11 protein-coding genes and 1 pseudogene are annotated in these 12,375 nt (G+C 72.7%); 6 read left to right on the plus strand and 6 right to left on the minus strand.

Annotated elements, in window-relative coordinates; genetic code table 11:
* Positions 1-97: 97 nt before the first annotated feature.
* On the plus strand, positions 98-616 hold the full coding sequence (locus HA039_RS28270) for a winged helix-turn-helix transcriptional regulator (protein ID WP_167034164.1): 519 nt from the start codon (positions 98-100) through the stop codon (positions 614-616).
* A 36-nt stretch (positions 617-652) separates the two neighbouring features.
* Here HA039_RS28270 and HA039_RS28275 read toward each other — a convergent pair whose 3' ends face one another.
* Both HA039_RS28275 and HA039_RS28280 read right to left on the minus strand, forming a co-directional pair.
* Complete coding sequence (locus tag HA039_RS28275) at positions 653-2,059, minus strand: amidase (RefSeq protein ID WP_167034165.1); 1,407 nt, start codon at positions 2,057-2,059, stop codon at positions 653-655.
* Between the two features lie 203 nt (positions 2,060-2,262).
* Positions 2,263-3,669 carry an amidase gene (locus tag HA039_RS28280; protein WP_167034166.1) on the minus strand — a complete coding sequence of 469 codons (1,407 nt, stop codon included), beginning with the start codon at positions 3,667-3,669 and terminating at the stop codon, positions 2,263-2,265.
* A gap of 394 nt (positions 3,670-4,063) precedes the next feature.
* Between HA039_RS28280 and HA039_RS28285 the strand changes: the two genes are divergently transcribed.
* A complete protein-coding gene (locus HA039_RS28285) occupies positions 4,064-5,029 on the plus strand; it encodes an NmrA family NAD(P)-binding protein (RefSeq protein ID WP_167034167.1) in 966 nt (321 codons plus the stop codon).
* Positions 5,030-5,123: 94 nt separating this feature from the next.
* Positions 5,124-5,339 carry a hypothetical protein gene (locus HA039_RS28290; RefSeq protein WP_167034168.1) on the plus strand — a complete coding sequence of 72 codons (216 nt, stop codon included), beginning with the start codon at positions 5,124-5,126 and terminating at the stop codon, positions 5,337-5,339.
* On the opposite strand, the gene HA039_RS28295 is transcribed toward HA039_RS28290, so the two are convergent.
* Positions 5,318-6,184 (minus strand): NmrA family NAD(P)-binding protein, encoded by an 867-nt coding sequence (locus tag HA039_RS28295; protein ID WP_167034169.1) that lies wholly within the window; start codon positions 6,182-6,184, stop codon positions 5,318-5,320. The two genes, HA039_RS28290 and HA039_RS28295, sit on opposite strands and share 22 nt — an antisense overlap.
* A gap of 186 nt (positions 6,185-6,370) precedes the next feature.
* On the opposite strand from HA039_RS28295, the gene HA039_RS28300 reads away from it, so the two are divergent.
* Positions 6,371-6,946, plus strand: coding sequence for a winged helix-turn-helix transcriptional regulator (locus tag HA039_RS28300; protein ID WP_167034170.1), 576 nt, complete (start codon positions 6,371-6,373; stop codon positions 6,944-6,946).
* A 43-nt stretch (positions 6,947-6,989) separates the two neighbouring features.
* Here the strand turns inward: HA039_RS28300 and HA039_RS34240 are convergent.
* Together HA039_RS34240 and HA039_RS28310 are read right to left on the minus strand one after the other, a co-directional pair.
* Positions 6,990-7,184, minus strand: a pseudogene (locus tag HA039_RS34240) (hypothetical protein); the annotation flags it as partial.
* A gap of 30 nt (positions 7,185-7,214) precedes the next feature.
* Positions 7,215-8,228, minus strand: a complete 1,014-nt coding sequence (locus tag HA039_RS28310; protein WP_167034171.1) for a DMT family transporter — start codon at positions 8,226-8,228, stop codon at positions 7,215-7,217.
* Between HA039_RS28310 and HA039_RS28315 the strand changes: the two genes are divergently transcribed.
* Together HA039_RS28315 and HA039_RS28320 are read left to right on the plus strand one after the other, a co-directional pair.
* On the plus strand, positions 8,227-9,678 hold the full coding sequence (locus HA039_RS28315; RefSeq protein WP_167034172.1) for an aminotransferase-like domain-containing protein: 1,452 nt from the start codon (positions 8,227-8,229) through the stop codon (positions 9,676-9,678). The genes HA039_RS28310 and HA039_RS28315 overlap by 2 nt on opposite strands.
* 140 nt (positions 9,679-9,818) lie before the next feature.
* Positions 9,819-10,397: a histidine phosphatase family protein gene (locus HA039_RS28320; protein ID WP_167034173.1), complete on the plus strand. Its 579-nt coding sequence runs from the start codon at positions 9,819-9,821 to the stop codon at positions 10,395-10,397.
* Between the two features lie 81 nt (positions 10,398-10,478).
* On the opposite strand, the gene recQ is transcribed toward HA039_RS28320, so the two are convergent.
* Entirely contained in the window at positions 10,479-12,374 is a 1,896-nt protein-coding gene (gene recQ, locus HA039_RS28325) for a DNA helicase RecQ (protein ID WP_167034174.1), read from the minus strand.
* Between the last annotated feature and the right edge of the window lies 1 nt (position 12,375).

Below are 12,375 nucleotides of genomic sequence, written 5' to 3' on the forward strand. Positions count from 1 at the left end.
CCCTGCTTTGTCGTCGGGCCGTCCGGTTCTCTCACGAAACCAGACTAGGGACGGCATCCTTGTTTCGTCAACGAACCGGATCCGGTAGCTTCGGGGCATGGCACTCCCCAAGGACTACTCCGGCCTGGGCTGTTCACTGTCTCGATCGCTCGAGGTCCTCGGTGAGCGCTGGACCCTCCTGATCATTCGGGACGCTTTCCACGGAGTGCGCCGATTCAGCGACTTCGCCCAGCACCTCTCCATGTCCCGCGCCGTTCTCAGCGATCGGCTGGCGGGACTTGTCGAGCACGGAGTTCTTGTCAAGAAACCGGCGGGCGGATATGCCGAGTACGAACTGACCGCCAAGGGGAAAGAGTTGTGGCCGGTCGTGCTCGGACTCACCCACTGGGGTGACAAGCACTACGCTTCCGGGGGCGCGCCGGAGGTCTTCGAGCACACCGAGGACGACGGCCGGCTCGACGGGGTCGGTGTCTGCGAGAGCTGCGGACACCAGGTCGACGCCGAGGAGGTCCGGGCGACTCCGCGCCGGATCGACTTCAGGTCGAATTCCGAGAACGCGATCAGCAAGGCGCTCACCCGCCGCCACCGCCTGCTCCAACCGCTCAAGAACGGCTGACAGCGGGAAAGGCCGCTCGGCCGGCCGGACGCCCCCTCAGAGGGCGGGGTGCTGGTCGCGTACCGGGCTGAGTGTCTCCAGGAGCGCGGCGAGGCGCAGGATCGTCGACTCCGCGTACCAGGAGGCGGCGAGCTGCACGCCGATCGGCAGGCCCTCGGCGCTGGTGCCGAACCGCATCGACAGGGCCGGCAGTCCCGTCAGGTTGAACGGGACCGTCGTCGACATCACGTGGAAGATGCTGAACGCCCGGCCGTCCAGGGAGAGTTCGGTGGTCCCGTGCCGGTGCGCGGGGACCGTGGTCACGGGGAGCAGCAGCGCGTCGTACCGCTGGAAGTACGCCGCGAAACCGTCCCGGAGCCGCTCGACGCCCTGCTCGGCCCGGACGTAGTCCTGTACGGACGTGTCGGGTACGTCGCGCATGAACGTCGTGGCCTTGTACATCTGGTCCTCGTGCCCCGCGACGGCCTCCGCGTAGGCGGGCTTCACCTCCATGACGTGCTGGAGGTTGAACAGTTCGAGAGGTGTGTCCCGTACGAGAGCCGGGATGCTCACGGCGTCGACGTGCACCCCCGCGCCCCGCAGCGCGTCGGCCGCCGCCTCCACGGTCGCCGCGACATCCGCGTCGACCGGGCCGAGCCCGGAGTCGACCAGCCAGCCGACCCGCGGGGCCCGGTCCGGCGAGGCGCCCAGGCCGGTGTCGAACCCGGGCGGGACGGTCGAGAAGCCGTCGGCGCCGTCGGGGCCGGTCAGGAACGAGTAGGCGAGGGCGAGGTCGCGGACGGTACGGGCCATGGGGCCGGCGTGCCAGTCGCGGCGCGGCTCGCGCGGCCAGATCCCCGTCATGGGGATGCGCCCGTGGGTCGGCTTGAGGGCCGCGATGCCGGTGTTCGCGGCCGGGCCGCGCACCGAGATCGCCAGGTCGCTCCCGAGGCCGAGGGGCGACATCCCGGTGGCGATGGCCGCGGACTCGCCGCCGCTCGATCCGCCGGCCGTGCGGCCGAGGTCCCAGGGGTTGTTGGTCTCGCCGGTCAGGAGGTTGTCGGAGTCGACCGCGTAGGAGAACTCCGGGAGGTTGGTCTTCGCCAGGAGGATTCCGCCGGCGCGCTTCATCCGTGCCACGGCGGTGGCGTCAGTGTCCGGGATCCGGCCCGCGAAGACCGGTGAACCACGCTGGGTGAGCACTCCCGCGGTGTCGAACGAGTCCTTGACCGTGAACGGCACGCCGTGGAGCGGCCCCACCTCCGCGCCCGCCGCCAGTTCCTCGTCGGCCGCCCGCGCCGCGTCCAGGGCGTCGTCCGCGAGCGACACGATGGCGTTGACCTGCGGATCGGTCGCCTTGACGCGGTCGAGGTGGGCCTGCACCACGTCGACGGAGGAGACCTGTCCGGTACGGATCAGCTCGGCGAGCGCGGTGGCGTCGGAGCGGGTGAGTTCGTGGGCCATGAGGGATCCCTTTTCGCTGGGCCGATCCTCGTTGGACCGGTCTACTATTCCACCGTAACAGCAGATTAGACCGGTCGTCTACAAGGGTCTGCGCCCACCGTGAACGGATCCGCCCACCACAGACGGATCCGCCCACCACGCGCGGCGGGCCCCCACCACTCGCGCCATGCGGAGCGGTGAGGGCCCGTCGTGCGGAACGGGGGTCAGAGGTCGGGGTATTGGCCCCGGACCGGGCTGAGCGACTCCAGGAGGGCGGCGCTGTGCAGGATCGTCGACTCCGCGTACCAGGAGGCGGCCAGCTGCACGGCGATCGGCATGCCGTCGCCGCTCGTGCCGAACCGCATCGACAGCGCCGGCAGCCCCGTCAGGTTGAACGGGACGGTCGTCGACGACACGTGGAAGGCGCCCACCGTCTGCCCGTTGAGGGTGAAGTCCCCGAGCTGGTGCTCATGGGCGGGGATCGTCGTCACCGGGAGCAGCAGGAGGTCGTACGAGTGGAAGAACGCGGCGAAGCCGTCCCGGAGCCGCCCCACGCCCTGCTCGGCCCGGATGTAGTCCTCCATGGGCGTGTCGGGCAGGCTTTCCACGACCTTGGAGTACGAGAACATCTGGTCCTCGTGGCCCGCCGTGACCTCCTGGAAGGCGGGTTTCACCTCCATGACGCTCAGTTTGTTCCAGAGGTCGAGCGGGTTGTCCCGCTCAAGGGCCGGGATGCTCACCGCGTCGACCTGCGCGCCCGTCGTCCGCAGCGCGTCGGCCGCCGCCTCTACCGTCGCCGCGACCTCGGGGTCCGTCGGGCCGAGCCCCGAGTCGACCAGCCAGCCCACGCGCAGGGGCCGGCCGGGGTCGGTGCCCACGCCGGTGTCGAACTCGGGCGGGAGGGTGGAGGACCCGTCGGCGCCGTCGGGGCCCGCCAGCAGCGAGTAGGCGAGGGCGAGGTCGCGGATGGTGCGGGCCATGGGGCCGGCGTGCCAGTCGCGGCGCGGCGCCCGCGGCCAGATGCCCGTCATCGGCACGCGCCCGTGCGACGGCTTGAAGGACACCACACCGGTGTCGGCGGCCGGCCCGCGGATCGAGATGGACAGGTCGGTCGCGAGGCCGAGGGGCGACATCCCGACCGCGATCGACGCGGACTCCCCGCCGCTGGATCCGCCGGGGGAGCGGTCGAGGTCCCAGGGGTTGTTCGTCCTGCCCGTCAGGAGGTTGTCGGACTCGATCCAGTACGAGAACTCCGGGAGGTTCGTCTTGGCCAGGACGATTCCCCCGGCCTGCTTCATGCGCGCCACGGCGGTGGCGTCGGTGTCCGGGATCCGGCCCGCGAAGATCGGCGAACCGCGTTGCGTGAGCACTCCGGCGGTGTCGTACGAGTCCTTCACCGTGAACGGCACGCCGTGGAGCGGGCCCACCTCCCCGCCCGCCGCGAGTTCCTCGTCCGCCGCCCGCGCGGCCTCCAGCGAGCCGTCGGCAAGGGTGACGATGGCGTTGAGCCTCGGATTCAAGGCCTCGATGCGGTCGAGATGCGCTTGCACCACCTCGACGGAGGAGACCTTTCCGAGGCGGATCATCTCGGCGAGCTCGGTCGCGTCCGCCTGGGTGAGACCGGTGGTCATGACGGTGTCCTTCCTGGTCGGCGTCGGCCGGATCAGGAGCGCGGGTCACCGCGGTCGGTGCGGGAACGGGCGTCTCCGGACGCCGGAAGCGGGCCCGGGGCGGCGAGCGGACTTCGGCGCGCGTGTACCGGCGCCCGGGAACTCCGTCGGCGCCGGGAACATCGCCCTGTCGCGGGCCCCATGGGCAACCGGCCCGGTCGATTCGTTTTTCCCTCGATCAGCCTAATTCTGATCCCGGGCGCACGCCATCGGGCCGGGGGCGGGGGTCGGGCGCGTGCGCGCGTCGGAGTCGTACCCCTCTCCGAACTCCGTGGTAGATTGCGGGAGTTCACTGACTGAACTGCCTTGGTGGCGCGTCCCGGCGCACCTGCGCGGTCTCACGAAAGGTGGTCGCATGCCCCACGGCACCAGGCTGTTCCTCGTCACCGGCGCGACGGGCAAGACCGGGTCGGGCACGGTCCGCGAACTGCTGGCGCAGGGTCACCGCGTCCGCGCCCTGGTGCACCGTGAGGACGGGCGGTCCCGTGCGCTGGCCGACGCCGGGGCCGAGATCGCCGTGGCGGACCTGCACGACCTGGACGGCGTCACCGCGGCTCTCCGGGGCGTCAGCGGCGCGTACTTCTGCCACCCGATCCTGCCGGGCCTGCTGGAGGCGACCACCTACTTCGCCCAGGCGGCGACCGAGGCGGGCGTCCGGTCCGTGGTCAACATGTCCCAGATCTCGGCCCGCCGCGACGCGGGCAGCGACGCGGCCCGGCTGCATTGGCTGTGCGAACGCCTGTGGGACCGGACCGACCTGCTGACCGTCCACATCCGGCCGACGTTCTTCGCCGAGTGGCTCACGACCTGGTGGGGGAACCAGGACGGCGAGGGCCTCCTGCGGCTCCCGTTCGGCGACGGCCGCCACGCCCCGATCGCCGCGGCCGACCAGTCCCGGGTCATCGCGGCGCTGCTGCTCGACCCCGAGCCGCACGACCGCGCCGTGTACACCCTGCACGGGCCGGTCGAACTGAACCACCACGACATCGCCCGGTCGCTGTCCGGCGTGCTGGGCATGCCGGTGCGGTACGAGCCGATCGGTGTGGACGAGTTCGCGGCCGCCCTGACGGCTCGTGGAGCGGACCCGCACCTCGTCCAGCACCTGCGCCACGTCGCGGTCGACTACCGGAACGGGGTGTTCGCGGGCACCAACGACCACGTCGAACGCCTCACCGGCCGCGCGCCGCTGTCGGTCGAGCGGTTCGCCGCCGCGTACCGGTCCGACTTCGCCACCAGCGGCCCGTACTTCCAGCCCGGCGGCCCGCTGGGCCCCGGTGCTCCTCTGAGCCCCGGTGCTCCTCCGAGTCCCGCCGCCGCCTGAGTCCCGACACTCCCTGAGTCCCGCGACCGAAACAGGGCCACGCCGCCGGCGGGGCCTCCCCTCGCCCACGAGTCCTGCGAGCGCCATGACCCTCATGTCTTCCACGGCGGAATCCTCCTTCGCGGCGGAATCCCGCGTCTCCTGTACGGTGTGCGGCGTCGTCACCGGGGCCCCGACCGAGATCGGATACATCGAACGGTCCAGCGGCCCCGGATTCACGCAGTACGCCTGCCCCGCGTGCGTGCGCGGGACGGTACGCCACCTCTTCTTCCGGCCCGCGCGGCAGCGTCAGGCGAACCGCTCGCGGTAGTCGTGCAGGAACGCCGTCACCGGGCGCGGGGCGTGGCCGGTGATCTGCTGGAACGTGTCCACCGTGTAGTCGTTCTCGCCCGCGAGGATCGCCCATTCGCGGGCGATCAGCATCTCGGCCTGTCCCACGGACACCCCGGCGGCGATGAGTTGTTCCAGCAGGGCCTGCTCGGTCACGAGCCGGAAGCCGACCGGTTCGCCCAGTTCGGCCGACAGCAGCGCGAGCGCCTCGGGCCAGGACAGGGGTTCCGGTCCGGTCAGGGCGTGGTGCGCGTCCCACAGCGACCGGTCGGTGAGGACACGTACCGCCGCCTCGGCCACGTCGCGGTGATCGATCAGCGCCACCCGGCCGTGGTCGGCGAGCCCGCTCCACGTACGGGACGCCCGGATCTCGGGGGCTCCGGCCAGCATCGACGCGGAGAACACCGCGGGGCGGACGGTCGAGTACCTGACTCCGGTCGAGGCGGCGAACGCGTCGACGCTGTAGTGGCCGCGTTGGTTGATGCCCCGCGAATCGGCCGAGGTGTTGAGCACCGACAGGCGCGTGACCTGCTCGATCGAGGGAATCCCGGCGCTGACGTTGACGACGATGCGCTGGATGACCGCCTCGTAACCGATCGACCCCATCGCGACGAACACGCGGCTGATCCCGTCCAGGGCGCCGGCGAGTTCCGCCGGGTCCTGCACACGCGTGGCGCGCACGGTCAGCCCGTCGGGCTCACCGAACGCGGAGCGGGCCTTGCCCGGATCGCGGACCAACGCGGCCACCGGCTCGCCCTGTTCGAGCAGCCCGCGCACCACTTCGGTGCCGACCTTGCCGGTCGCGCCGATCACGGCGGTAGTCATCGCGCCTCCCTCCGGCACGGCTCACCGGCCGCGCCCCGGCCCGGCGCCGCACTCCCATTCTCCGGCGACATCCGCCGCCCCGCACATGGGCGCGGGATGTCGCCGGCGGCCTCGGCGCCGCGGGCGGTGCGGTGCGTGCGGTTCGGGGCGGTTCTGTCAGAGAACCGCCATTGGTACGCTCGTCGCATGACGCTTCCCAGTACGTACGCCGACGCCAACTGCTCGCTCGCGCGGGCGCTGGAGGTGGTCGGGGAGCGGTGGACGCTGCTCATCGTGCGTGACGCGTTCCACGGGGTGCGCAGGTTCGGCGATTTCGCCACGCAGCTCAAGATCCCGCGCGCCGTCCTCACGAACCGGTTGAAGCTCCTGGTACGGGAGGGTGTCCTCACCCGCGAGGATCACGCGGCGGCCGGGGTCGAGTACCGGCTCACGGACAAGGGCGTCGGTCTGTGGCCGGCCGTGCGGGTCCTGATGGACTGGGGCGACGAGCACTACTCTCCCGGCGGGCCGCGCCGCGCGCTCCGCCACGATCAGGACGGCGGCCTCCTCGACCGCGAGGGGCGCTGCGAGGGGTGCGGACTGACCGTCCCGGTCCCGGACATCCGTATCGAACCCGGCCCGGGATTCGATACGGCGGTCCCGGTCCCCGATCCCGTGTCCCGCGCGATGAACACCCCGCGCCGGCTCCTGGAACCACTCACACCACAGCCCCCGCGCGCGCCCGACAAGCGGCCCAACTCCGCCGCCAGGACCGGGGCGTAGCCCCCCTCACCCGCTTCCTCAGCGGAACGTGTGGACCACCCCCGGCCGGGACCCACAGTTCGAGGATCGTCCGCCCACCCGCCTGCCGGACGGGATACCGGCTCACGAACTCCGACTCGACGTCGAAACGAGTGACGAAGCCGGCCCCGTCGTGCTTCACGTTCCAGTCCCGCGCGATCCTGACCGCGTAGTCCTCGTTGAGGACGGGGTAGAAGATCGGCTGCTCGGGCAGCCGTTGTCGGGGTGGGTCGGGCCAGCGGACGGGGCGTCAGTCGCGTGTGCCCGTGCGTTGGGTGACGGCGATGCAGACGAGGACCGCGATCGCGGCCGCCACGGCCGCCGCTGGGAGGTGTTCGCCCAGGAGGAGTACGGCCCAGACCAGGGTCAGCAGCGGTTGGGCGAGTTGGAGTTGGCTGGCGCGGGCGATGCCGATCGACGCCATGCCCCGGTACCAGACGTACAGGCCGAAGAAGGTCGACACCGACGCCACCCACAGGACCCCGACCACGCCGTGGGGCGACAGCCGTACCGGCTCGAAGGACAGCGCGGTCGCCGCGCCCGCCACCGAGAGCGGTAGGCACCCGATCAGCGCCCAGCCGATCACCTGCCAGCCGGGCATCTCCCGCGCCAGCCGCCCGCCTTCGGTGTAACCGGCCGCGCACACCAGCAGCGCGCCGAAGAGGTACAGGTCGCCGGAGGACAGGGTGCCGCCGCTCTGCTGGACCGCGAAGGCGAGGACCACCGCCGCGCCCGCGACGGCCGCCCACCAGAACGCGCGCGACGGGCGGCGTCCGGTCCGCAGGGTCGCGAAGGCCGCCGTCGTCAGCGGCAACAGCCCGACCACCACGGCCGCGTGCGCGCTGGTGGAGGTCTCCAGTGCCAGGGTCGTCAGCAGCGGGAAGCCGACCACGACCCCGCCCGCGACCACCGCGAGCCCGGCCCAGTGCCTCCGCGCGGGCACCGGGACGCGCAGCGCGAGCAGGAAGCCGCCCGCGAGGAGCGCGGCGAGGGCGCTGCGGACGGCGACCAGGGACCAGGGGCCGAAGCTCTCCAGGCCCCACGCCGTGGAGGGGAAGGTGAGGGAGAAGGCGAGGACGCCGAGCACGGCGAGGAGGGTGCCGGAGCGGGCGGAGGAGCCGGAAGCGGGAAGCGGCGCGGTACGGCCGGGGGTGGGAGGGGGCGCGGTACGGCCCCCGGAGGTGGGAAAGGGCGCGGTACGGCCGCCGGAGGTGGTGTCCACCGCTATCGGAGTGTCGGGAGTAGCGCTATCCTGTGCCGTCATGCACGAGCGTAGCAGTGTACGAGAACTGGCCGACATCCTGCGCGAGGAGCTGAACCGCTACCCTCCCGGCGGAAAGCTGCCGTCGAGCCGCGCGCTCGTCGAGCACCACCACGTCTCCCCGGTCACCGTCTCCCGCGCCCTCGCCCGCCTCGCCGCCGAGGGCCTGGTCGTCACCCGCCCCGGCGCCGGTGCCTTCCGCGCCGCCGCCCGGCCCACCGCCCCGCCGGCCGGTGACACCTCCTGGCAGGAGGTCACGCTCAGCGCCGACGCCCAGGCCGAACTCGTTCCCCGGTCCGTCGACGCCTCCGCCGTCCTCGTCACCCTCGCCGCGCCACCCCCCGGAGTCGTCGAGTTCAACGGCGGCTACCTGCACCCCTCCCTCCAGCCCGAACAGGCGATGGGCGCCGCCCTGGCACGGGCCGGCCGGCGCCCCGGTGCGTGGGGGCGGCCGCCCGCCGAGGGCCTCCCGGAGCTGCGCGAGTGGTTCGCCCGCTCGGTCGGGGACCGCTGCACGGCCGCCGAGGTGCTGGTCACCGCGGGCGGCCAGAGCGCCCTGACGACCGCGGTACGGGCCCTCGCCCCGCCCGGCGCCCCGGTACTCGTCGAATCGCCCACCTACCCCGGCATGCTGGCCATCGCCCGCGCCGCCGGACTGCGCCCCGTACCCGTCCCCGTCGACTCCGACGGCGTACGGCCCGACCTCCTCGCCGCCGCCTTCCGGGCCACCGGCGCCCGGGTGTTCGTCTGCCAGCCGCTCTTCCAGAACCCCACCGGCGCCGTCCTCTCGCCGGACCGCAGGCCCCAGGTGCTCAGGATCGCCCGGGAGGCGGGCGCCTTCGTCGTGGAGGACGACTTCGCCCGCAGGCTGGTCCACGAGGACGCGGGCCCGCTGCCCGCGCCCCTCGCCGCCGACGACCCCGACGGCGTGGTCGTCCACGTCAGCTCCCTCACCAAGGCCGCCTCGGCGAGCCTGCGCGTCGGCATGCTCGCCGCCCGCGGCCCCGTCCTGGAACGGCTGCGCGCCATCCACGTCGTCGACACCTTCTTCGTCCCGCGCCCCCTCCAGGAAGCCGCCCTGGAACTCGTCGGATCCGCCGCCTGGAGCCGGCACCTGCGCGCCCTCGCCGGGGCGTTGCGGACCCGCAGGGACACCATGGCCGCCGCCCTGCGCCGGGAACTGCCCGAACTGGCCGTCCCGCACCTGCCCGCCGGCGGCCACCACCTCTGGATCCGTCTCCCCGACGGCGCCGACGAACCGGCCGTCGTCTCCGCCGCACTGCGCGCGGGGGTGGCCGTCGCCCCGGGCCGCGCCTACTTCAGCGCCGAGGCGCCGGCCGGGCGGCTGCGGCTGAGCTTCGCCGCGGTGGCCGGTCCCGCGGAGATCGACGAGGGGGTACGCAGGCTCCGCACCGCCTGTGACGAGGCACTCCTTCCGCCGGGCGGAGGGTAGCGGACCGGCGGCGGGGGAGCGGGCGGCTGCCGGCCGGAGGACGCCGGTCCGCATATGTCACGCCCATATCCCGCGTCGTTCCCTCCCCGGCCGCCCGCTGACTCTTGACCAGGTCGCCGTTCGGATCCACGATCACGGCCATGAGTGTTCAGGTCACCTTGGTCGCCGCCGCGCGCAGCTCGGACCTGTTCGACGAGCGCTTCGACGAGGACCGCCCTCTGGACCGGATCGGCTGGCACGAGATCCAGCTCGTGGCGCACAGCCTGGTGCCCCTGGCCGCCGCCGATCTCCGCTACTGCTCGCCCACCCCGCGCAGCCGTGCCACCGGCGACGCACTCGGGTACGCGCCGATGGCGCAGCCCGCCCTGCGGGACTGTGACATGGGCCGCTGGCGGGGGTTCACCTTCGCCGAGGTGGCGGCCCGCGAGCCCGCCGCCGTGGACGCCTGGCTGGCCGACCCCCGGGCCGCCCCGCACGGCGGCGAACCCCTGCTGGCCTTCATCTCCCGCGTGGGCGGCTGGCTGGACACCAGGCCCGCGCAGGACATCATGGCGATCGTGGCGGTCGCGGAACCGGCGGTCGTCCGGGCGGCGGTGGTCTACGCGCTGAACGCCCCGCCCCGTACGTACTGGTACCTGGACGTCCGCCCCCTCTCCACCGTCACCCTCACCGGCGCCCCCGGCCGCTGGAACCTGCGCCTGGACGCGGGCGCCCCCTGAACCGCGAGCCCGCCCCGAGGTTCACCCCCCGGCCGCGCCCTCACACCGCCGCGCCCTCACCCCCGCCCCGCCCTCACACCTTCACGCCGCGCCGCCCAGCGTTTCCAGGATCTGCTCCCCGTACTTCGCGAGTTTGTTCTCCCCGACCCCGTTCACCGTGCCCAACTCCGCCAGCGTCGACGGCGACAGCACCGCGATCTCCCGCAGCGTCGCGTCATGGAAGATCACGTACGCGGGCACGCCCTGCTCCTTCGCCGACGCGGCCCGCCACGCGCGCAGCGACTCGAACACCGGCACGGCCTCGGCCGGCAGGTCCACCGGCGCCGCGCGGTTGCGCGCCGTCTTCTCCGCCCGCGCCGGGCGCAGCGCGCTCTCCGGCTCCCGCCGCAGCACGACGGGCCGGCGCCCGCCCAGCACCTCCGCGCTGTCGTCCGTGAGCGTCAGCGTCCCGTAGTCGCCCTCGACGGCCACGAGGCCCTGCGCCAGCATCTGCCGGGCCACACTCCGCCATTCCGCCTCGCGCAGCTCCGTGCCGATGCCGAAGACACTGAGCGCGTCGTGGTCGAACTGGATGACCTTCGCGGTCTTCTTGCCCAGCAGGATGTCGGTGATCTGCCCGGCGCCGAACTTCTGGTTGCGCTCTCGCTTGAGCCGTACCACCGTCGAGAGGAACTTCTGCACCGGCACCGTCCCGTCCCAGGACTCCGCCGGGGTCAGACACGTGTCGCAGTTCCCGCACGCGGTGCTCTTCTGGCCGAAGTACGCCAGCAGGCGCACCCGGCGGCACTCGACGGTCTCGCACAGCGCGAGCATCGCGTCGACGTGCTCGCCCAGCCGTCGCCGGTGCGCGTCGTCGCCCTCCGAGGTCTCGATCATCTTCCGCTGCTGGACGACGTCCTGGAGCCCGTACGCCAGCCACGCCGTGGACGGCAGCCCGTCACGCCCGGCGCGGCCCGTCTCCTGGTAGTACCCCTCGACCGACTTGGGCAGGTCGAGGTGGGCCACGAACCGTACGTCGGGCTTGTCGATGCCCATGCCGAACGCGATCGTCGCCACCATGACCAACCCGTCCTCCCGCAGGAAGCGCGACTGGTTCGCGGCGCGCGTCCTGGAATCCAGACCCGCGTGGTACGGAAGCGCGTTGACGTCGTTCTTCACCAGGAACTCGGCGGTCTTCTCCACCGACGCGCGCGACAGGCAGTAGACGATCCCCGCGTCCCCGGGGTGTTCGGCGCGCAGCAACTGCAACAGCTGCTTCTTCGGGTCGTTCTTCGGCGCGATGCGGTACTGGATGTTGGGCCGGTCGAAGCTCGCGACGAAGTGCCGCGCGTCCTGGAGCTTGAGGCGGGACGCGATCTCCGAGTGGGTGGCCTCGGTCGCCGTCGCGGTGAGCGCGATGCGCGGTACGTCCGGCCAGCGCTCGTGCAGCGCCGACAGGGCGAGGTAGTCGGGGCGGAAGTCGTGGCCCCACTGCGCCACGCAGTGCGCCTCGTCGATCGCGAACAGCGAGATCGTGCCGCGCTCCAGCAGCCGTACGGTCGCCTCCACGCGCAGCCGCTCCGGCGCCAGGTAGAGCAGGTCCAGCTCCCCGGCGAGGAACTCCGCCTCCACCATGCGCCGTTCGTCCAGGTCCTGCGTCGAGTTCAGGAACCCGGCCCGCACCCCGAGCGCCCGCAGCGCGTCGACCTGGTCCTGCATGAGCGCGATGAGCGGCGACACCACGACCCCGACCCCTTTGCGGACCAGCGCGGGGATCTGGTAGCAGAGCGACTTCCCCCCGCCGGTCGGCATCAGCACGAGCGCGTCACCGCCGCCGACCACGTGGTCGATGATCTCCTGCTGGCTCCCGCGGAAGGAGTCGTAACCGAAGACGCGGTGCAGCACGCGCAGGGCGTCGCTCGTCCCCGCGTCGCTGATCTCGGGGCCGCCGCCGTCGAGGAGGGGGCCGATGTCGGAACCGGTGCCGGGAGTGCTCATC

Source organism: Streptomyces liangshanensis (assembly GCF_011694815.1).
GTDB classification, from domain to species: Bacteria; Actinomycetota; Actinomycetes; order Streptomycetales; family Streptomycetaceae; genus Streptomyces; species Streptomyces liangshanensis.